Origin of the sequence: Vibrio sp. 1159 (assembly GCF_033340395.1) — a bacterium.
GTDB classification, from domain to species: domain Bacteria; phylum Pseudomonadota; class Gammaproteobacteria; order Enterobacterales; family Vibrionaceae; genus Vibrio; species Vibrio alginolyticus.
Genome location: NZ_JAWOWL010000020.1, coordinates 1 through 21,904, shown reverse-complemented (window position 1 = coordinate 21,904; position 21,904 = coordinate 1). Strand labels below are relative to the sequence as shown.

The 21,904-nt window shown below is 43.8% G+C and carries 18 protein-coding genes and 1 pseudogene; 10 read left to right on the top strand and 9 right to left on the bottom strand.

Annotated elements, in window-relative coordinates; genetic code table 11:
• The first annotated feature begins 7 nt into the window (after positions 1 to 7).
• Entirely contained in the window at positions 8 to 1,360 is a 1,353-nt protein-coding gene (gene yegD / locus R7127_RS15780; RefSeq protein ID WP_005375838.1) for a molecular chaperone, read from the top strand.
• 339 nt (positions 1,361 to 1,699) lie between these two features.
• Here the strand turns inward: yegD and R7127_RS15775 are convergent, their stop codons facing one another.
• A complete protein-coding gene (locus R7127_RS15775; protein WP_042521048.1) occupies positions 1,700 to 2,173 on the bottom strand; it encodes a copper chaperone PCu(A)C in 474 nt (157 codons plus the stop codon).
• 93 nt (positions 2,174 to 2,266) lie between these two features.
• Positions 2,267 to 2,728, bottom strand: coding sequence for a hypothetical protein (locus tag R7127_RS15770; protein WP_005375842.1), 462 nt, complete (start codon positions 2,726 to 2,728; stop codon positions 2,267 to 2,269).
• 439 nt (positions 2,729 to 3,167) lie between these two features.
• Between R7127_RS15770 and R7127_RS15765 the strand changes: the two genes are divergently transcribed.
• Complete coding sequence (locus R7127_RS15765; RefSeq protein WP_017634220.1) at positions 3,168 to 4,217, top strand: hypothetical protein; 1,050 nt, start codon at positions 3,168 to 3,170, stop codon at positions 4,215 to 4,217.
• Positions 4,218 to 4,314: 97 nt separating this feature from the next.
• Here R7127_RS15765 and R7127_RS15760 read toward each other — a convergent pair whose 3' ends face one another.
• Entirely contained in the window at positions 4,315 to 4,611 is a 297-nt protein-coding gene (locus R7127_RS15760; protein WP_017634219.1) for a hypothetical protein, read from the bottom strand.
• A 149-nt stretch (positions 4,612 to 4,760) separates the two neighbouring features.
• The gene (locus R7127_RS15755; protein ID WP_017820243.1) at positions 4,761 to 5,960 is read right to left on the bottom strand and encodes a DUF5666 domain-containing protein; all 1,200 of its coding nucleotides are present in this window, start codon (positions 5,958 to 5,960) and stop codon (positions 4,761 to 4,763) included.
• Between the two features lie 89 nt (positions 5,961 to 6,049).
• Between R7127_RS15755 and R7127_RS15750 the strand changes: the two genes are divergently transcribed.
• The 3 genes from R7127_RS15750 (at position 6,050) to R7127_RS15740 (ending at position 8,998) form a co-directional block, all read left to right on the top strand.
• Positions 6,050 to 6,718, top strand: coding sequence for a response regulator transcription factor (locus tag R7127_RS15750; protein ID WP_017820242.1), 669 nt, complete (start codon positions 6,050 to 6,052; stop codon positions 6,716 to 6,718).
• Positions 6,690 to 7,931 (top strand): sensor histidine kinase, encoded by a 1,242-nt coding sequence (locus tag R7127_RS15745; RefSeq protein WP_017634216.1) that lies wholly within the window; start codon positions 6,690 to 6,692, stop codon positions 7,929 to 7,931. Before R7127_RS15750 ends, R7127_RS15745 begins: the two co-directional genes overlap by 29 nt.
• 137 nt (positions 7,932 to 8,068) lie before the next feature.
• Positions 8,069 to 8,998, top strand: coding sequence for an SRPBCC family protein (locus R7127_RS15740; protein ID WP_017820241.1), 930 nt, complete (start codon positions 8,069 to 8,071; stop codon positions 8,996 to 8,998).
• A 146-nt stretch (positions 8,999 to 9,144) separates the two neighbouring features.
• Here the strand turns inward: R7127_RS15740 and R7127_RS15735 are convergent, their stop codons facing one another.
• The 5 genes from R7127_RS15735 to R7127_RS15715 all read right to left on the bottom strand — a co-directional run bounded on the left by R7127_RS15735 (position 9,145) and on the right by R7127_RS15715 (position 15,774).
• Complete coding sequence (locus R7127_RS15735; RefSeq protein WP_005375850.1) at positions 9,145 to 9,600, bottom strand: hypothetical protein; 456 nt, start codon at positions 9,598 to 9,600, stop codon at positions 9,145 to 9,147.
• A 12-nt stretch (positions 9,601 to 9,612) separates the two neighbouring features.
• The gene (locus R7127_RS15730) at positions 9,613 to 11,391 is read right to left on the bottom strand and encodes a S8 family peptidase (protein ID WP_054579021.1); all 1,779 of its coding nucleotides are present in this window, start codon (positions 11,389 to 11,391) and stop codon (positions 9,613 to 9,615) included.
• A 249-nt stretch (positions 11,392 to 11,640) separates the two neighbouring features.
• On the bottom strand, positions 11,641 to 11,982 hold the full coding sequence (locus R7127_RS15725) for a hypothetical protein (protein ID WP_017820239.1): 342 nt from the start codon (positions 11,980 to 11,982) through the stop codon (positions 11,641 to 11,643).
• A 10-nt stretch (positions 11,983 to 11,992) separates the two neighbouring features.
• Entirely contained in the window at positions 11,993 to 13,906 is a 1,914-nt protein-coding gene (locus R7127_RS15720) for a tetratricopeptide repeat-containing diguanylate cyclase (protein WP_213895308.1), read from the bottom strand.
• A 611-nt stretch (positions 13,907 to 14,517) separates the two neighbouring features.
• Entirely contained in the window at positions 14,518 to 15,774 is a 1,257-nt protein-coding gene (locus R7127_RS15715; RefSeq protein ID WP_130545589.1) for an aromatic amino acid transport family protein, read from the bottom strand.
• Between the two features lie 379 nt (positions 15,775 to 16,153).
• Between R7127_RS15715 and R7127_RS15710 the strand changes: the two genes are divergently transcribed.
• The 5 genes and pseudogenes from R7127_RS15710 to R7127_RS15690 form a co-directional block, all read left to right on the top strand.
• Entirely contained in the window at positions 16,154 to 16,588 is a 435-nt protein-coding gene (locus R7127_RS15710) for a GNAT family N-acetyltransferase (protein WP_017634213.1), read from the top strand.
• Positions 16,589 to 16,880: 292 nt separating this feature from the next.
• Complete coding sequence (locus R7127_RS15705) at positions 16,881 to 19,544, top strand: nitrate reductase (protein ID WP_318141797.1); 2,664 nt, start codon at positions 16,881 to 16,883, stop codon at positions 19,542 to 19,544.
• Positions 19,545 to 19,564: 20 nt separating this feature from the next.
• Positions 19,565 to 20,470: a uroporphyrinogen-III C-methyltransferase gene (gene cobA / locus R7127_RS15700; RefSeq protein ID WP_054823889.1), complete on the top strand. Its 906-nt coding sequence runs from the start codon at positions 19,565 to 19,567 to the stop codon at positions 20,468 to 20,470.
• Positions 20,467 to 21,420 (top strand): glycosyl transferase family protein, encoded by a 954-nt coding sequence (locus tag R7127_RS15695; protein WP_206971199.1) that lies wholly within the window; start codon positions 20,467 to 20,469, stop codon positions 21,418 to 21,420. The genes cobA and R7127_RS15695 overlap by 4 nt, the downstream gene beginning before the upstream one ends.
• A 103-nt stretch (positions 21,421 to 21,523) precedes the next feature.
• Positions 21,524 to 21,829: pseudogene (locus R7127_RS15690) on the top strand (dienelactone hydrolase family protein); the annotation flags it as partial.
• Between the last annotated feature and the right edge of the window lie 75 nt (positions 21,830 to 21,904).

Here is a 21,904-nt window from a genome sequence, read left to right as displayed (position 1 = left end):
AGAAACAATGTTTATCGGCTTTGACTATGGTACTGCAAACTGTTCAGTGGCTAAAATGGAATCGGGTGATCCAGTACTGCTTAATCTAGAAGGAAACAGCCCTTTTATTCCTTCCACCCTTGCTGCACCGACTCGTGAATCGGTATCCGAGCATTTATTTCGCCATCGAGATATTAAACCATTAGATCAAGTTGGTGAGCAGGTTTTACGCCGGGCAATCAATTTAAACCGAGAAGAAAGTATTGACTTAGAATCCGACGACATCGCGTTTGGTCAGGCTGCACTTAATCTCTATTTGGAAGATCCTCGCGATATCTATTATGTGAAATCGCCGAAGTCTTTTCTTGGTGCATCTGGCTTGCGTGATGTGCAATTGGCTTTCTTCGAAGACCTTGTCTGCGCGATGATGGACAATATTAAGTCTCAAGCCGAAAACGATGCGCAGCAAAGTATTACCGATGCTGTGATCGGCAGACCAATTAACTTTCATGGGCGTGGCGGTGAAACGGCTAACATTCAGGCTGAACGCATTTTGTTGCGGGCAGCGAAACGTGCGGGCTTCCAAAATGTGGAGTTTCAGTTTGAGCCTGTCGCGGCGGGCCTAGAGTATGAAGCGACACTCAGCGAAGATAAAATCATTCTAGTAGTCGATATTGGCGGTGGTACAACGGACTGTTCGTTGATCCAAATGGGACCGTCTTGGCGCGGCAAAGCAGATAGGACCGCAAGCTTGTTAGCTCACAGTGGCCAGCGTGTCGGCGGGAATGATCTTGATATCGCGCTAGCATTTAAGCAGCTCATGTTCCCTTTTGGCATGGGAAGTAAAATGGAGTCAGGCATTGTGATGCCGACTACCCAATTCTGGAACCCGATAGCAATCAATAATGTAGAAGCGCAGAGTGACTTCTATTCGCGAGAGAACCTATCAGCGTTAAAGTTGCTTCAAAAGCAGGCTCAAGAGCCAGAAAAACTTGCTCGTTTGCTAGAGGTGTATCATGAGTCTTTAGGCTACAACATTGTTCGCCGTGCCGAAGAGGCAAAAGTGGCACTTTCAGAACAAGCTTCTTACCGAACTGGCATCAACTTACTATCAGAAACGATTGAAGTTGATGTACAACGTGACGAAATGATCGAAGCGATCCAGTCGCCAAAGAATAAAATGACGGCGTTGGTGACAGAAGCGGTAGAGCAAGCTGGAGTTAAACCCGATGCTATCTTTATGACTGGAGGTTCGGCACGCTCGCCAATCTTGCGCGATGCGGTGCAAACCGTACTGCCAAGTATTCCGGTTGTCAGTGGAAACTATTTTGGCTCAGTAACTGCCGGCTTAGCTCGTTGGGCTGAGGTTTGTTTCAAGTAGAAAGAAAGCCGATTAACCGTGGGTCTTTGTTGCCAAACTTATGATTTCATTTAGGCTTGCCAAGTGATGGTTGGATAACTTTGTCGAGAGGTTGAGTTTTAAGCGGGTAGGGAACCTTTTTAGGATCTTAAGTCTTTCAAGGTCATTCTGAATAGCGAGGAACGAGCGTGATTTAGAATCTCTTGCCCGAGCACGCTGTTATGATATATGACGCCGTTTCGCCAAGCGTTATTTATCACCATTGTTCTGAAGAGTCGAGTTAGGACCTGTTGGATAATGATTTTGACTAAGCTGAGATAAAAATGCCCGCTAAATCAGCGGGCACTTTTGTTTGCGTCATTAATGATGCATGTGTTTTTCCATGTGGCCTTGTTTCTCAACCGCCATTTCCACTTCAACCTTACCTGCGTTTTTAAAGGTTAATGTCATAGGGAAGCGGTCACCCTCTTTAAGAGTTTGTGTTGGATTGAAAATCATTAAATGGAAGCTGCCTGGCTTAAACAACACTGAGTCATTGGCTGGAACGCGCACTTCGTCAATCTTAATCATTTTCATCACACCATCTTCTTTCTTATGCGTGTGAATTTCGACATGCCCTGCGATTGGGCTTTCTGCTGCGATCAATGCATCTTCACTGTCACCGTGGTTGGTTAATTGAAAAAAACCACCGATAACAGGTGCGTTTGGTGGCGCTTCGCGGCTCCATGGATGGTCGATATGAATTTTTCCTGCTTCATAATCGTGCGCTAAACTCAGTGGGCTAGCGATGACAGCAATAAGCGCGATAGCGGCGGTTTTAAATGATTTAAGCATGTGTTTTTCCTTTTGAATGAATAGCTTCTCTGAATGGACAACAAACAGAGTCATCGTTATTTTTGAATAAAGTTGTCAATGATTAGATGCCTGTTAGGCAGGAAAAACACTCGGCGGAGAGTGCTTAGGCGCGATGTGTTTGTAAACGAACTTATCGCATTTTGAAAAATGATAAGTCGTCAGTGCATACTTTACTCGGCGCAGCCAATGGATGGTTGTCAGGTAAAGCCCAATCGCAACCAGAAGAAAGAATTGAACAGCTTGAAGAAGCGGACATTCAAACTGAAAGCCGTCGTGTAAGTTAAGATCTTGGATGAGCTTAGAAGAAGATTGAGCGTTAGCCTCAATCAACGTATTGATATCCACCCATTTGAAACCATCTGCGGTACACAGTAAAACCTTTTCACTTTGGACTTTGTTGAGCCAAGTTGTGCTGTGAACTTGTGTAGGATTAAGAGCGGCTGTGGACGCTAAATACAACTGAAACAACACCGCGATAATAACCGCAATAGCGTGCAAGCGATGGTGTTTGTGCTGTATTAGAGTGTTTTCCATACAATTGAGTGCTTATCTTCTTCGGCGCGGGATACTAACAAATTAACCAAACAATGTAATTATCAGTTTACTAAAAGGTGATGCAAGTGTGCATTATTTGTTTTGTTGCCTATTTTTAACGCTTTAATGTCTTGATTCGGCTGACATTCACAACCTCCAATTCAACTTGTCAGTCTTGCTTAGTCGCTTCTGAAGATACCGAATTAATCTCTCTTATATGTCACTGAAGCTTCGGTTAGTGGGTGTCGTGGTGGTGTTTTTACGTGCTAGATTTGGCTGATATCGATTCAAAATGCACACCGAATCTTCACTTGTTTTCCATTAACGGAATTATGACAGTAATTTAATAAAGGATACGGTATTCTGCGCTCCTTTGTACATGCCAGAAACGTCCGTCCTACTTAGTCGGAGGGGCGATTAATCTTAAGAAATTTCTCAAATGAAATACGAACAACAGATTGGATATCGATACCCTAAAGGTCGATTTGCCATGGTGAGTGTATATGCATTCACCGGTGCTGCGATTTTAGCATCGACTATTTTTTCTCTATTGTTATTTTTGTCTATCGACGAAAACCCGATGATGCAAACCTTATTTGGTGGTTTAGCGATCATTTTTGAAGCGGGTAAATTTTACGCTTGGTATGAATACGGTGAGCGCCGAGCCCATCGCAACTACACAGGAGCAGCAACCGCTCTCGTGTTTTATTTAGTTTTAGCTGCGATTTCCATTGGCGGTAGTATTGGTGGGATTAATAGTGCAACCAATAGTGCACAAAGTCATATTTCGGTAGAGCAGGCGAAAGTGGAAGCGTTTAATCGTCAGATTGCGGCAATCGATAAGCAGATTGAGCTCAACAATATGGCAGCGCAGAAATACATCGAGATGGAGCGTATCGCGACTGGTGTAACTCGCATTCAGGATCAAAACAAAACCTTACGTGAAGAGCAGCAACGCTTGGCTATGGAGCGTGATAGTTTACCGCCGGTTACGCAAGGCTCAGTGATTGGTTTGATTGATAGCCTAGCCAACGCATTTGGTACCACCTCTCAGCAAGCTCAGCTTGGCTTGGTTGTATTTCTTTCGATTCTTTTGGACTTCTTTGCTGCATTTTTTGTTGGCTTGATTGGTGAAGAGCAACGGTTCCGATATTTCTATCGCAGAAATGAGGGCATGATATTGAAAACAGTTCGCGATATAGACCCAGCGCCTGCGGGTTATCTTCCTCATATAAAAGAGGAAGAAGAGCAAGAAATACCAGCTGCGCCGGAGCCAGAAGAACCAAAGGAACCGAAAACCTTGTTAGAGCAAGTTAGCGATGCACTTAAAACGCATCAAATTACGTGCACCAAAAAAGCCGTTGCTAAACAGTTTAGGCTGTCTGCGGAAGAGGTAGACAAGGTATTTGAAGAATTGGCAGAGCTCGGTTTAGTGGGGAAAAAAGCCAACCACCATTATCATTGGATAGGTGAAGCAGAAACCGCATAATTGGTTATCTATTAGAGTTCGGAAAGAGCGTCAATCGGCGCTCTTTTTTTTTGGGAGGGGGGAGTTTCGCTATTAAAGTTAACTACAAGAAAGCGTATCAATCTTTATTGAGCTTTTTGGTTACGTCTTTCACCGTTTTCTTCTCTTTTTCCGGTGTCATTGCATCAACAGCTTTACCCGCCATCCCTTCATCTGGCAATTTGTCTTTTCCTGCATCAACTGCGGTATCTTTCAGTGCCTCTTTAGGCGTACAGCGACCCCCAACACCAACCACGGCTTTTGTCGCAGCGGCTTTAGCTGCCTTTTCTGCATCGCAGTCAGGATCCATAACGCTAGCTAAGCTCGTGGCTGAACCAAAAAACAAGATTAACAAAATGAGGTTGCGTTTTTTCATATTCGTCACCAATGTTGTGAAACATAGGTAAAGTGTAACGGAGAGAAAAGGCTTTGACTGAGAATTTGTTGGTTTGAGCTTGGGAAGCAAAGTAAGGTGAAAAGAACAAGTGCCACCGAAGTGACACTTTTTCTTAAGCGTAGAAGGGATTAGTTGTCGTAAACGTCTAACTCCACTTCACGGGCAATATTTTGCTCGTTAATGATCACACCTTCGACTTCGACACGAGCACCATTTAGGTTAAGTTCTTCAATGCCTTGGAAGCGTGTTTGTGCATCAATCACAACGGTGGTGTTAGTTAGTACTTGATCAGCATCATTCTCACAATGCTCGATTTCAAATGTTCTTGCTTCAGCATCGTAGTTTGATACGTATCCTTCACATTCAAATTCTTTACCTTGCCATTGGTTGTTATCGTCAAAGTCTGGTTGCTCAAACTCAATAACGGTAGCGATGCGTTTGCCATTTTTCATGACAGACGTTACTTCCACTTCTTGGCCTTGTTTTAGGTTCGCTTTGCTGCCATCTTCAAATCGTGTTGCGTTATCGATGAAGAATGCACCTCGGTAGTTTAGTGAGAACTCACTGTAGTCATTTGCAACCCAAGTGACGATGCCTTCCACATCGCTGTCATTGCTTATGACGTCGTAGCCTTCAACTTCTACCTCATGTGCCATGAAGATACCGTTTTGCATTTCACCTTCGGCTTCAATCCATTGACCAATGCTAAGCTGGTTAACGTTGTTATATGTCACCGTTACTTTTCCACCTAACTTAAATGTTCCAGCATTTGCATCGATACTGGTAATACGGCCTTCCAGTTCGTAGTCGTTATCAAGTGCTGGGTAATCGTTATCTACGTCGAGCTCGACCACAGACAACACTCGATAACCCGCATCAGCAGTTGGCAATGATGACACCATCACCCAGTCGTTGACCTCTATATCATCACTTAAATCGTCAAACTGCAGCTCTACGCCGTTTACCGTGAATTTTTTCTTCACATGATCAATTGCTGTCACACGTCCAGTAATGGTTGGTTCAAGTATGACTCGGACGCCATTGTCCGAAGTTTGCCGAATATCTGAACCCACGCGAACCACCATTTTTGGTTTTACATCGGCCAGTTGCACTTGTGTGTCGTCATAAACCACCTCAGACACACGATACGTATGTCCATTGACGGTTAACGTGCTTTCTTCAGCGTTGACCGCTTCAACAGAGCCAATCGCTACACTTGGTTTCACTGCTGGTTGAGTTGATGTGCTATCGCTATTGCTGCCACCACCTGAACCACCACAACCAGACAATGCCAAACCTACTACAGAAATAAGAGCGAGTTTTTTCATTGTATTAACCTCAATTTACGAGCGAGTTTAGGAAATTGCCTGTATCTTATTGGGCATATCGTGAAGAGATCGTGAAGAAATGTGATTTTATGAAAATTTTAATTGTAGATGACAACCATAACGTCTCGGAGACGATTGCAGACTATCTTGAGCTAGAAGGCATGATTATCGATTGTGCGTTTCATGGAGAGGCTGCGATTAAGTTAATCGAGGAAAATCATTACGATGTAATCATCATGGATATCATGATGCCGAAGCTCGATGGCATCAGTACGGTACAGAAGCTTCGACAAGATAAGTTATGTGGAACGCCAATTCTCTTCCTAACGGCAAAAGATACGCTAGAGGACAAAATCGCGGCTTTTAAAGCGGGGGGAGATGATTATTTAATGAAGCCATTTGCGATGGAAGAGCTCAGTTTGCGTGTTCATGCTTTGGCTAATCGTGGTCCAAGACAAGATATCGGAACGCTCAAATTTGCAGATATTTGTTTAGATGCGCGGACAGGAAAAGTAACGAGAAAAGACAAAGAAATTAAGCTGAGTCGAATTCAAACTAAAATTTTAAAATTGCTCCTCCAACGTGCTCCAGCAGCGGTCTCGCGCACAGAAGTGATCGATAGTGTGTGGGGAGACGAACCACCCGGAAGTGATGCACTTCGTAGCCATATTTACGGTTTAAGAACCGCGCTAGACAAAGGTTTTGAAGAATCACGATTAGAGACTATTCATGGACAAGGTTACCGACTTAAAGCATAACGAATATCCAAGCATTTATCGCAAGATCCGTTGGGGTTTTGGGGTCATGACGTTTGTGATGTTTACTCTTTTTTGGTCGCTGATTTATGTGGCAGAAAACAAACTGGAAGTGCTGAGTTTACATCACTGGCTAGATACTGAAGCTGCGCTTTATAGTGAGAATTTCGAGAAACAGGGCTGGGATGCGCCATTGCCAAACGTATTGGAATTCAACTCATATTGGAGTGAAGCACCGACACCCGATTGGTTGCTCTCTTTTACTTCACCTGGTTTTTACGAATACCTGCTTGGTGAAGAAGACAAACACTTTGTTGTATTGAACCACCCCTCAGGGAAGGGGCTTATGTACATTGTATTTCAAGATGACTCCGATGATTACTTGGACGAATACGAAAGCTCGCTGCATCAGTTTACGCTGCTGCTCGGTGGTTTGTTTTCATTTGTCATGGTTGGGTATGGCATTTACATGGTGCGAATATTGTCTCGGCCATTAGCGCAAATTGAAGACAAAATTAGCCAAATGTCACCGGATCAACCCGCTTTCCAAGTTGAAACTAAGTTCAGCGAAACACGCCAGATAGAGCAGACTTTGCTGGATAATAAGAACGATATCGCGGGCTATTTCAAACGAGAACAAGAATTTAGCCGTTTTGCATCGCATGAGTTGAGAACGCCAATCATGGTGATTAAAGGCTCAACAGACATTCTGACGCGTCTCCCTGATCAACCTCGAGTTGCGCAAAAAGCCATCACGAGGATGCAGTCAGCTTGTGACGAGATGCGTGTACTGACAGAAGCGTTTCTCTTACTTGGTAAAGAGAAAATAGAGCCTCAACATTACGGAGAGCATCAGCTTCTTACTTGTTTACAAAAACAACTGGAAGAGCTGGCTCCTTTATTTGCCAAGCAAGATTCGAACTACGCTTTGCACGAACAACATAGTGGTGTAGTGAAGGCACCAGAGAGTTTTGTGACCATTGTTATCAACAATCTGATTAAAAACGCCTTTAGCTATAGTGTGGGAGATATTGAAATTGAGTTGAAAGGTCATGCGCTTAAGATCCTAAACCGTCACGATGGCAACGAGACGTACAACGCTGGTTATGGTTGTGGGCTTGTTATCGTACAACGAATATGTGAACGGATGGGGTGGGCGTTAGTACTGGACGATGATGGTGTTCGATTTAGTGCAAAAGTGGAGTTCTGCTCTTAGCTTTGCGCGTATTGATTCAAGTGAGAATTAACGCTCTGGATTTTTCTTGTCGTACGCATCTAACCCGTAGTCAAACAAGAAAAAACTGGAATTTGAATTAGACTGAAGTTAGTGAAGCGGAAACTCGAGGAACCGTTATGCTCTCTTATCAGGTCAGCCGAAGTATTGAAATTAATAAGAATCAAAGTGAAATTATTGGCTATCTCAAGAACTTCAATAACTGGCCCAGCTGGTCACCATGGATCATTCTTGAACCAAGCTGCGAGCTGACATTCAGTGATAATCAGGGCCACGTTGGAGCTGGTTATCAATGGAATGGTCAGCGTATTGGGACTGGCGCGATTGTACTGGAAAGTACTCAAGAGCATCGATTAGATATGGAGCTACATTTCTTTCGCCCAATCAAGAGCCATGGAAAGGTGACTCTAATCGTGACGCCGTCACAAAATGGCTGTTTAGTCGAATGGCAAATGCAATCTCGCGTCCCTTGGTATCTGTTCTTTCTGAAAAGTATGTTTAAGTCGATGATAGAGATGGATTATCAACGTGGGTTACGCATGCTCAAAAGTAAGCTTGAAACCGGAAGAGTGCATTCAGACTTAGTCGAAATAGGTAACCGAACGTTGCCTCAAATTCATTACATTGGGATCAAGGGTGTGGCTAGCTTGCAGGAATTAGGTTCGGTAATTGAGAAGCATGTTCAGCAACTAGAACAGTTAATTAGTGACGAAACCCTATCCGTGAATGGTGAATTGTTTTGTTATTACCAGTCGATGGATATGCAGAAAGGTACATTCGAGTTTATCACTTGCTTTCCTCTTCATAACTCAGTACCAGCGCCTCAAGGGGCGGTTACCGGTACCATTCCTGAGAGTGAAACATTTGTCGTTGAACACCGAGGTGAATATCAGTTTTTGGGAAATGCATGGGCTTTAGCGATGAACTTGGTTCGTCAGAGTGGTATGAAAGTCAAAACCAGTCCTTTAGGAATCGAACGCTATCTGAATAGCCCGAAGGAAACCACGGAAGAAGAGCTAAGAACGGAAATTATTTTGTTTAAGAAATGACAGGCGCAGGCGAGTAGGGTGTTTAGGTATCATACTGGTTATGCGAAATGTTATTAAAGAATAATAGCCTATCTGTTCCTACCCATAAAAATGCCTCAGCAATCGCTGAGGCATGGTTTTACAGGCCAACTTCTCTTGTTAGAGAATTATTGTGCACGGTATTTACCGCTGTTTAGTTCAATTTTAGACGCTTTTACCCGGCTGTCTGCGTTTAGGTAGTCGCTAATACTTAGCAGATCTTGATCTTGAGATGCTTTTAACACCGCTGATTCCCCCTCTGCGAAGATAACTTCTAATTTTAACTCTTTGGCGACTGCTTTCGCTTCGTTAGGATTGTTTACGGTGATATAAACCAGTCCAGTGGCTTTGGATACGTTACTAAACGCATTCTTAAACACCTCATCACCCGCTTGAAGCTTTACGTCTTCAGATAGGGTTCTAATAGTGCCAGTTTGCACTTTTCGATAATCTTGGCCATTAATCTCAACCGCTTCTGATGGCACAAACAGTTCTGGTGCAGGCTGTTGAGAGAGCTGTTGCTCAGCGTATACACTCGACGTCATGATAACGAGAGCCAGCATAGAAAATGATTTGTATTTCATGTTATTGACTCCTTAGTGTCCAAATATGCGCATCGACCAGTTCTTAATAACACCGGGCTGAGCGTTGTTTGCCATCGGAACGTCATAGATGGTGGAAGAGTTGAAATATGCAATGTAAGAATAGACTTCATCGCCGTTCGTATCTATTGCTCGCAACGTCCATTCGCCTTTTGCATCTTCGCCATAAAATTGGTTAGACAACATTAATTGATCTTTGTAGCCAGTAATCGATGAATCAAGAGATTGACCAACAAGACCATTGCGCGGTGTTTGCAAAACGGAACGAGTCCCTGATGGCGAAATGAGCTCGATAGCTAAGTCGGGCAGACGAGCGTGGTCCAGTGTCAATGTCACTTGAACGGATTCTACTGTCAGCTCATCGGCAATGGCGATACTTGAAGAACCACCAACTAGACTTGCATCGGGTACACTTACTTCTGTAGCGTTATTAACCCATGGCGTAATGACTTGAGTTGGCAAAACACGATTCGTCATGCGAGCACGTTGCATCGCTTCATCTAAATCTACAGCGCCGAAGCCATAAAAAGTATGGAAATCTACGCCTGCTGCGTTTTTTTGCCAAGGGGCAATTGCCTCGTAGCTAACCTGTTCACCTTTATGGTTAGTAAATTCAAGCTGTACGCCTGGATGCGCTTTATCCGTTACTTTTGCTGTTTCCGCTAGTAAAGCACGTACATCACGAGCAGAAAGTGCGTGGTTGGTTGACATGATTGCCGCGATGGCACCCGATGTGTTTGGCGCAGCCGATGAGGTTCCGTTCATCGTACTGGTATAGTTACAGTTCGGATCGAGCTCCGTTCCGCCGTGTAACCCATTAATGCCAAGGCCATCACTGGTATTTTGCCCTTCTTCACAACCCATTAAATCAGTGGTGACCATAGCAGGGAAATCTTGCCCATATTCACCTGCTGGTGCTGCAACCCACACGTTCGACCCCACCGATGAGTAACTCGCTCTCGTACCATCCGCTCGCAATGCACTAGTGACTAGATTGAAGTAATTGGCGTTATCATAAGACTGAGCAGAGTTGTGCATCGGTAAGCCTTGATTGTCTCCACCAGCAAAGAAGTTACTTGGCAATACGAAGAATCGCCCTGCATTGAAATAACGGTAACCATTACCTGCTGACTTTACAAATACAGCACCTCGACCCCATGCGTTACTCTCGCTGACGTTTTTCATCACGTCCATTTCAAGTTTTAGCTGAGGGTCGCTTTCATCAAAAGTAATCGGGTTTATAGGGCTGAAACCGTAACTTTGGTTAAATACGCGAACATCGCGTGTTGCTGGGTCCATGCCATGGGAGATTAACCAGCCTTCTAATGTCTGGTTGGCTAACCAGTTAAAACCGATGAGGGAAGAGTGATAAGCGACACCGCGTCCGCCTTCACCGTTGTTGCCGACGGCGCTAATCAAACCGGCTACAGCAGTGCCATGACCATTAGTATCAACCGGATAACTTGGTGGGAATGAAGAGTCTTCGACGAAGTTTCTGCTACCTGTAACTATATTACCTGCAAGGTCGGGGTGATCGATCTGCACTCCAGAATCAATAACAGCAACTTTCACACCAACACCTGCAATCCCCATTGCCTGAGTGAGCTTAGTGTTTAAGTCGTTCCCAGCAACAGCAGGATTAGCCGCAAACGCAGTTTGCCCCGTGTTGTCTAAGTGCCATTGTTCAGAATAGAGTGGATCAAACGCCGAGACGGCAGGTGCAATGCCTACTGCCAACATAGCAGCAAATAGGCGATTAATGCGTATTTCCATTTTTGACCTCATGTCTTTGTTTGGAATTTTTTAGTTCCTGTTTCATATTCCGCTAACAGGAACAAACAAAGCTAACGACAAAGAATAAGGACGAAAACCATTTACAACTTGTTTACATTAAAAGTTCGATGGACAACATAAGTCTTTGTTAATTTACTGAAACTATGAGGTTTTTATATGTCGCATCGAACATGCATGAAAAGTGAAAAGCAGAAAATACGAGTGTACCGTCTGCTTCAAGAGGGGGGGTTATTTAGTTGGAGCGGGTTGAATAGTTGCCATTGGTTTCTTAGGTTCGGCTTTTTCCTTAGGCAGCACGTTATCAATCCACTTTTTAATGTACAACTTATCGAATTCTTTATCACACCACTTTTTGTTTAATCCACGTCGATTGAACTCAGCACCAATCGCCACTTTGGTTTGGTTAGTTGCACGGTTGTAGTAGAGAGTTTCACATAGTTGAGTGTTACTCATTTGCTGGGCATATACGTTGACACTGCTGCTGCGCATTCCCAGTTGAGATGCTTGCTGATTACTACACGCCATAAGAAATAGAGGCGCAAAAGTAATAATGATTAGATTTTTTTTCATGTGTGCTTTTTTATGATGTAGGATGAATGACGAACTGGTTTCTACCAGCTTGCTTCGCATCATACAAAGCTTGGTCTGCCAAGAAAAACCATTGATCCCATTCTTGTTTAATTATTTGTGCCGACAGTTTGTCCACTGCTCCAAGGGAAATTGTCGCGTTTAATGGTTTAGAGTCAACCACCAATGGCGTGTTTTCAACAGTATATCTCAATCGCTCCAAAAACTTAGCGCAATCTTCAGCTCGCTGTACTTCGAATAATAGGACAAACTCTTCTCCACCCCAACGAATGAGTAGGTCACCAGAGCGAGTGGATTCATTAAATAGCGTGGCAATATGAGTCAGCATTTTATCGCCAATATCGTGTCCATATTGATCATTAAAGGTTTTAAAATGATCAACATCTAAAACTGCTAAGGCAAATGTTCTATCTGGGCTTCTACGAGCCATTTTGTCCAGCCAAATGTGAAGATAGCGACGGTTATGCAGTTGAGTTAACGGATCGGTAGTATTTTCTTGAGTGAGTGCTTTATTAATACGTCTAACGCGCAGTACGTAACGAAAACCAACGACACCAATTGCCGTAATAGCGATAAAGTAGAACATTTCTCGATAGCGCTGCGAACGCAGTTCAGACGCTTGTAGCGCATTTTTTGTTTCTAGCAATTTGAGTTCTTTCTGGGCTAACTTAGCTTCGAGATCAAACTTAATGTTAATCATCTCTTCACCATGAATATGATGAGAAAACTCAGCCTCCAGCTCTCTTAATTGGGTTAAATAATGAAAAGCGGCTTCATAGTCATTAAGAATTTGATGAGCGTTTACCAGTACCGAAAGCATATCAATACGCTGCCGCAGCTCTAATTCACTGGTTGACTTGGTTTGTTCTAGAACGTTAAGCGCTGTTGTAATAGCTTTATCGTATTGTTTGTTTGCGAGGTAAGCCTCTGCAAATGCCTCGTAACAAGACGTTTTTAGCATTTCTAGATTTTTTGGAATGGGCAGGTCTACGCAACGTTGTGCGACCATTAATGCATCATCAATTTTTCCTACCGAGCTCAACATTTGTGAAAAGCTGGATAAAGAGTGGTGCTTGACTGTGTCAGACCCCGTTTGCATTGAAAGTCGAATGGCTTCATTGAAATAATATTCCGCTTTTTTGTTATCTCCGAGGCTCGAGTGAACGATGCTAAGGTTTGCGTAGATAACCCCCATAAAAAAGCTATTATCGTATTGATATTCGCTCTCTAGGTAAGTGTCGAGAGCTTGCGTTAGGTAACTGTTGGCCCGAGCCCAATCTGATGCGTCGATGTAGACCGTCCCAATGTTGTTCAGTGTCATCGCGACTTGTATTTCAAACACTGTTTTTTCTAATAACTCATAGGCATTGCGATAATATTTTAGGCCACTGCGTAGTTGATTTCGAGATACTTCTAGATTGCCTAACCAGCGGTAAGCACGGCCTTCTAATGCTAGATAACCAAGATCACGGGCTGTAGAAACAACGTCATGGAGTAACAATTCTGCGTTCCAGTTATCGTCTTGCTCAATCATTGTTACAGCCTTATTGAGCTGTGCTTCAGCGACGACCCATTCCAAATGGTGCTTTTTACCGAATTCGATTAAATCGGGCATATCTTTCGGTAATGGAACGCCTTCGTAACGCTTAAGGTACTTTCGTGCAAAGTAATACAGAGCAAGAGACTCCGCTGATGCATTCTGTGGCGCATTTAACTCATCTTTTTGAATTGATCGCGGCTTACCCATCGAGCGAAAGTAGAGTTTTAACATGGGCTTGCTTTCTGCTGAAATGTGTTCTTCCAGATAAGCTTGCTTTTCGGTACTCGCCAGTACGTTGGTGGGATGCAAGAAAAGTCCAAGTGCAGTACAAAGTGCGTAAGCCAGTTTTTTAATTGAGAAGTGCATGAGCGTATTAATAAAATGTGATCTCTTAACCGAATACCAGTTAAGTCTACCATTTCTTGTTGGTTAAGTGCGGATGGATTCCCAGTGGCAAAATGTTTTGGGAGTGAGATACGAGAAGGATCTCTATAATATTATGATTTATAAAAACAAAATCTATTGAAAACTTATGTAATGATTGGAAGATGGCATAGGTAGGGTAACGATGGAAGGTAAGTGAGCATATTCGGTGGACTCAATCTAGTGGTTTAAGCCGCGGATTCATCGCTCGAAATCAGGGTGAAGTGTAAAAAATTACGTTTCTGTCATAAATATTTAATGTTTGTATGGGTTGTTAAAAAACTGGATATTAGACATAGTGTTATTAAGCCAATAAAAAATGGCTTTTATAATAAATAGGAGATTAACTATGCATAATGAAATGATTCAACCTTCGCACTTCGGCATTATCGGCCGTACCTGCATTGCTTCAGTACTTATGATTGCGGGTGTTTTCGCTCTTATTTAAGAGTCAAGGGTAACGATGATTACCTTTTAAAGAGTAAGAAAATTCAGGGAATCACCTTAACCTTGTGTAAGGTATTCCCCTGAAAATCCAAGCTAGTCTTTAGTTATTAGCTGAAGAAGCTAAAAATCAATGCACTTACCGCCACAATGCCTGCTGCTAGAACAAAGTAAGTAGAGATATTTCCTCGATATTGTTTCATCGCCTCGATTTTATACACCGCTAACATTGGCATAATAAATAAGATCATTGCAATAACAGGCCCTGACAATGCTTCCATCATACCAAGAATACTTGGGTTCATGATCGCCGCCGCCCAGATTGAGAAGAACAGTGCTGCCACGCTGATACGATCAACACGCTTCTCAGATAGGTTAAAATGCTTGTTAATTAAACCATTTAAGCTTTCACGCGCACCTAAAAAATGCCCAAGGAAAGATGAAGTGATAGCAACAAACGCTACTAAAGGACCAAGTGTTGCAATAAATGGATTATCGGTTGCGTTCGCTAAGTAAGACAATACGGATACGTTTTGTTCTTTTGCTTGAGCCAATTGTTCAGGTGACAGTGTTAGTACACAGGAAAATACAAAAATAAGAACAAAGGCAATCAGCATAATGCTAGTGCGACGAAGAATAACTTCGGATTTGGCATCTGCCTGCTTACCGTAATGGCGACGTTGTACATTTGCAAAGCTTGAAATTGCAGCTGCGTGACTAAACGAGAAAATCACTACAGGAACTGCTAACCACATAGTGCTAGCAAAAGCTGACGCTTCTGGCACATCCATGACAGGCATGGTCCAGTTCGGTATTAAGTAAAATGATAGAAAGGCAAGAATGGCAACAAGTGGGAACACCATGATGGCAAAGGCCCGTAGCATTACTTTTTCACCCGCCATCATAATAGCAATTAGTGCAAACACTAGTACGCCAGAAAGCAAAGGTCTAGGTAAAGAAGCCATATCAGCCTGATTTACCATGAAGCTATCTACTGTGTTTGTTATTCCAACCCCATATATCAACAGGATCGGGAAGATCGAAAGAAAATACAGCAGTGAAATAGAACGACCTGCTTTTGCGCCGAAGTGCTCTTCCACTACATCAGTGAAGTCTGCGTTTTTGATCTTAGAAGATAGTACAAAACGAGCTAAGCCACGGTGCGCAAGATAGGTCATTGGAAAAGCAAGTACTGCCATCGCGACTAAAGGCCAAAAACCACCAATCCCAAGGTTAATTGGCAGAAACAGGATGCCTGCGCCAACGGCTGTTCCAAATAGGCTAAGAACCCAATGTGTATCATGTTTTGACCAAGCTGTGGTTGTGTTTATTTCACTAGGATTTAAGGCATTTCGAGATTCTTTCACTTTAAAACTCGCTTTTATAAAAATAATAATGCTGAAAATGGTAAAGGTTTTAGTGTTTATTATCACACGCGAAGCTTGGTGAATAATGCTGTGAATTTGGGGTGGTTGTAAATTATCCAACTATGAATTTTTCAATAAACCAGAATAAAGTTCTTAAATGTAATGCATTTAATGGTTATATGTATTGAAATTTTCATCTTGTGTGGTTTTTGATTTTGCGGTTAAAACTTAATCACGGATGTATGTTCTAAGTGAGTTAGGCCTAATTTTCAGGAAGAATATTACATTTCTTAAGCACTTAATTGAGATGTTTGTGTCCCGTCATTTAGATGAGATTTAGGTATACTGCTGCCATTCATGTTAAAGAAGGAGTCATTGAATGGACATCTTGTCTGCGCAAAAAGAGGACTTATTTGCCATATATAAGCTCGAAAATACTTTATTTGGAGAACACGCCTATCCTCAATTTTTCTTTCGGCAAGCTTTTGATTGTTGGGGAGAGAGTTTACTGGTAGCAAAAGAGGGAGAGCAGGTCGCAGGGTATATATTGCTAACGACTAGCACAAATGCACATCAATATTGGATCATGTCATTGGCCGTCGATATTCAACATAGAGGTAAAGGTATTGCGCGTTCCCTCCTAGAAAACGTTATTGCGTCGTTGACGTTAGGCTCAAGCGTGAAATTGACTGTCGATCCTAAGAACCAACCTGCATTGTCTTTATACCTCTCCCTTGGCTTTAAAACGTTAGAAGAAGAAGCGCATTATTTTGGTGACGAAGAATCCAGGTTAGTTATGGAATTAGTAAAGTAATACTGCACGATAATGACCGAAATTTGCACACAATCAGTGCGTAGCATTACGTTGCTATAATTGGTTTTAAGCTAACCCTTTGTATGGTAAGGGTTTTTAATCTTGGCACCTCACTTGCTTTACATAAACGTTCATCGATAACTCGATGCGCCGCTCTTAATAGCAGGCGAGAGCGGTATAGGGTATTACTTTTTGAAAATGTACTAACAGCGTTAAAGGCATTGCTGCCTCTCTCGATTCGGGAGAGGCTTTTTTTTGCTAGTAAGTTGGGCTGAATCGCACTGGAGGTGTTATGTCGCAAGGATGCAAAAAAACCACTTGTCCCTATTGTGGTGTTGGATGTGGTGTCGAGGTCAATGCGAAAGGAATCGTTGGGGATGCGTGTCATCCTGCAAATGCGGGATCACTGTGCGTGAAGGGTGTCGCGCTGGCAGAGAGCTTGAATATGCCTTCGCGCTTGTTGTATCCAAAGCTTGTCACCAAGCAACGACCTCAAGGGCAAGAGGTGCAATGGCAACAAGCCACGGATCTGATTGCTGAAAAGATTCATCAAGCGAAAGCGGAGTTTGGACCGGATTCCATCGCGATGTACGTGTCAGGGCAGTTGTTAACGGAAGACTATTACGTCGCCAACAAACTCATGAAAGGCTATGTTGGCAGCGCAAACATCGATACGAACTCGCGTTTGTGTATGTCTTCGGCGGTTGCGGCTCATGTACGAGCATTTGGTGAAGATGTCGTTCCCGTCAATTACGACGATATTGATAAGACTGAGCTATTGATCATTTGCGGTGCTAATACCGCTTGGACGCACCCTGTTTTATTCCGACGTATTCAACAAGCGAGAGAAAACAATCCTAACCTCAAGCTGGTGATCATTGACCCGCGTGAAACGGTCACCGCACAGCAAGCGGATTTGCATCTACCGATTAAAAACGATGGTGATGTGTCACTCTTCAATGGGCTGCTCAAGTTTCTTATTGAACAACAATTGATTGATTCTGAATACATAAATTCTTATACCGACGGATTTAATGCACTTAGAGAAGAAGTTTCTGATTTGCGTTACGATGTCACTAATTTGACGTCTTCCATTGGCATTTCAGAAGAAAAACTCACGACATTCTTCCAATGGTTTGCGCAAAGCCCAACCGCAATTACGTTGTTTTGCCAAGGGGTAAACCAAGCCGAAAATGGCGTCGACAAAGGCAATGCAATCATTAATGCACACTTGGCGACGGGTAAAATTGCCAAGTCAGGTTGTGGGCCGTTTTCTATTACAGGTCAGCCCAATGCGATGGGTGGGCGAGAAGTCGGTGGATTGGCAAACCAGTTAGCGGTTCATCGTGCTTTTGACGCAAAGTCTATAAAGCAAGTGCAGGCGTTTTGGGATTCACCAGAAATTGCCACTCAGCCCGGTTTAAAAGCTGTTGAACTGTTTGAGGCGGTAGAACGTGGTGAGATTAAAGTTCTCTGGATCATGGCAACCAATCCTGTTGTCTCTTTGCCAGATAACCAATTGGTAAAACGTGCACTAGAGATTTGTCCGTTTGTGATTGTTTCCGATATCACAGCGGATTCGGATGTAGCGCATTACGCGGACCTATTGCTACCCGCCGCTGGCTGGGGGGAGAAGCAAGGCATGGTGACCAATTCTGAGCGTCGACTTTCAAGGCAGCGCCAGTTTCAAACGCCTCCCGGTGAAGCAAAATCAGATTGGTGGGCGATAAGCCAAGTTGGGCAAGCTCTGTGTGCATTGGAAAAGACACAAAATGGCTTTGCGTTTACTTCTGAGCGGGCGGTATTCAGGGAATATGCCGCGATGACAGGCATGAATGCAGATTCGCCATTGAAGCTAGATCTTTCTCAATACGCCAACTTAACCGAGCAAGAATACGAAGAGTGGGTGCCGACACAATGGGGAGGAGAGCGCCCTTTTGCTGATGGCGTCTATTCACACCCAGATGGAAAAGCGCGTTTTGTCGTGACCAGTGAATCTCCAACGCGCTTAGAAAGAACAAAAGGCTGGTGGCTCAATACGGGCAGGCAACGTGACCAATGGCATACCATGACGCGCACAGGGCATATCGCCCACCTTGCCGCCTCAGAGTTAGAACCAACCGTGTACATGAACACGCTCTCTGCCACTCAAAATCGCTTAAAAGCAGGACAGCTCACCAAGCTGTTTCAGCCTGCTTCAAACACCGGTATTTATGCCAAAGTTGCCATTGATGAAGGTTTGGGTTTTCAGGAGCTGTTTATGTCAATGCACTGGGCGGGTCGATATGGCGGTGAAAGCAGTGTTAATGCGATAGTAAACAGCGCAAAAGACCCTATTTCAGGGCAGCCTGCATTTAAGTCGTCTTATGTTGAAGTGCAAGACGCCGCGGTCAAAACCTACGGTATGTTCATCGGTACACAGTTTGATTCCGGTAAATTTCTCTACAGCGCATTTCAAGCAGAAAGCAATTTGGGCATTTGGCGCTTTGCACATGATAAGCGACCAAAGAAGCAGAGTTTTTGTCGAACGGAAAAGAGCCGCAGAATTACGATAGATATTGCCCAAGGTTGGTTAGCAGTGGATTACGACCTTGTTGGAGAGGTTCGTATCATTCGTTCTGTTTTAGTGGTGTCTAGTGAACCGATTCAAACCGACTACACCAACTTTACCGGCTTGATTGGCAAGCCGATGGAGCTATCGCAACTGCTTACCATCACTCAATCGCAAAGTAGCGCCAAACTGGTTTGTAGTTGTTTCCGCGTTACCGATAAACAAATACATGACGCGATGGAGAAACAAGACTGCACGTCAGTGACCCAACTTCAAAACAAACTCAAATGCGGTACTAACTGTGGCTCGTGCGTCTCTCAAATCAAACAAATGGTCGACAGCCATCAGCATCAAAAGGGCAAACAGCAAGCGAACCAGCAAAGTTTGGCTATTCAAATAAAGTAAGTCATAAAGAGGATAAGCACATGGAAGCGCCTTATCAAAAGTCTTGGTTTAAGAAAGGACAAGCGAGTCAGAAACAAGAACGCTCGTCTCGCTTTTCTAAGCATGATCAAGCAAGCAAACTGAACCAACTTTTAGAAGACCATTCACTAGACCTGGACGCGAACCACAAAGGTTTTGTCTCGATTGTCGGAGCAGGGCCGCACGATCCTGACTTGTTAACGGTAAAGGCTGTGAAAGCGATTATGTCGGCAGAGGTACTGTTGTACGACCGTTTGGTTAACAAAGATATTTTGGAGTTGGCTTCGCCACAAGCCGATTGGATTTACGTGGGCAAAAGATGCGGACAACCTAGTATTGGTCAGGAAGAAATTTGTGACTTGATGGTATCGCTCGCTCAACAAGGAAAGCGAGTTGTACGCTTAAAAGGGGGAGATCCTTTTGTATTTGGCCGTGGAGGTGAAGAGGCGTTAGCACTCGTCAAACACTCAATCGCTTACGAAGTCATCCCCGGCATTACCGCTGCGATTGGATGTTCAGCAAACAGCTTGATTCCGCTGACTCATCGTGGCGTTGCTCGTAGCGTTACCTTTGTGACGGGGCAAGTGGTAACAGGCGCATTTGAAGCGTGGAGCCAACTGATGCAAAGCGGACAAACGTTAGTCTTCTATATGGGGTTAGAAAAGTCATCGCAAATACAAACGAGTTTAATAGGCTCTGGTTTGAGAGAAGATTTTCCAGTCGCGATCATCACTCATGGTTGCAGCCCTCAACAACAAGTGCATGTTACACAACTCAATCAGCTCAATGATTTATCGATTACACTTAAAGGCGTGAGCCCAGCATTGATTGTGATGGGAGAAGTTGTCAAACTGCGCGAACAACTAATAGAAACCGTACAGTCAGTGACGGAATACGAGGGAATATGAGCAGCATTTTGGAATGTATTAGAACAGTCGGTCGTGGCGAACGTGGTAGAAAACCACTGAACTTTGACCAAGCGTTTCGAGTTATGGATGAATACCTAAACGGTGAGTGCGATGATGATCAGATGGCGATGTTATTGATGCTGATCCGCGTACAGAACGAGACTCAACAAGAAATCGCTGGTTTTGTGAAAGCATTCCAATCCCGCATGCCAGCTATTGGTGCAGACATTGATTGGCCATGTTATGCAGGCAAACGTGAAGCGGCAGGTCAACCTTGGCACCTGTTGGCAGCGAAGATCCTTGCCGATAATGGTCATAAAGTGTTAATGCATGGCTATCACGACCGTCAATCTGGTCGTTTACACGCCGAAGATTACCTCGACACTTTTGCTATTACGAAAGCGGAATCAGCAGAAGACGCAAAGCGTGTGTTAGAAACACAAAACATTGTGTATCTGCCGCTGAGTGCGTTTGCGGCTCAAGCAGAAACCATGATCGGTTGGAAGAATCGTTATGGGCTTAGAACGCCGATTAATACCGTGGTTCGAGCACTGAATCCGGGGCAGGCGACGGTTGGTATTCGTGGTAGCTTCCATCCTGGGTTCCAACAACTTCATGCTGAAGTCGAATTCGAGATTGGCAAAACCGCTCATGCCGTTGTGTCATTCAAAGGACAATCGGGTGAGTCCGAATACAACCCGAAAGTAAGCCAAACAGTATGGTTAAGCCAAACAAGCGGCGTGACATCGCATTACTGGACGGAACAAATGCTGTCTGAGGTGCCAATGCTTGCAAACTGCCCGTTTGGTACGTCAGAAGACGACATGAACCAAATGGCGAATACGGTTCTCGCTACGATGACAGTGGTCTTGTTTGCACAAATGCACGACAGAGAAAAAGCATTCGAACGCGCCTTCTCTTACTGGCAAGCCTATTGCGGCCAGCAATAACGAACTATTGTCAATTAATGTAAAACCAACGACGCAAAGTTGTTGAATCTGAATCCATTATCTATTGTTTGAAGAAGGTAAAAGATCCTAGCTCGCCAATGATGTGTTTCACCACCTTGCTCCGTATCAGAGTGGTGAAACCGCAGTTTTAGCCTCAATTGCGTTCGTTTCTCGCTGCGCTTTTGAGAATGAGAAATTCCCATATGGTAAGACACAGAGGACATGGATAATGGTTCTAAAGCATACCACTCCTAATGAAAAGGCTTCTCACCCAATCCCGCAAGAAGCCTTCGATTGGTACGACGAATACGCCCACGGAAAAATCACGCGCCGTGAGTTTCTTAACAGGCTGGGTGGCCTTGCGGTGCTTGGCTTTAGCATGACAGCACTGGTCGATGCGTTAACCCCACGGAAAAATCATGAACATCCCCGTCAATAAAGGCTTGCTAGAACCTTTAAAAGGTACTCAGAATCCATCGCACAC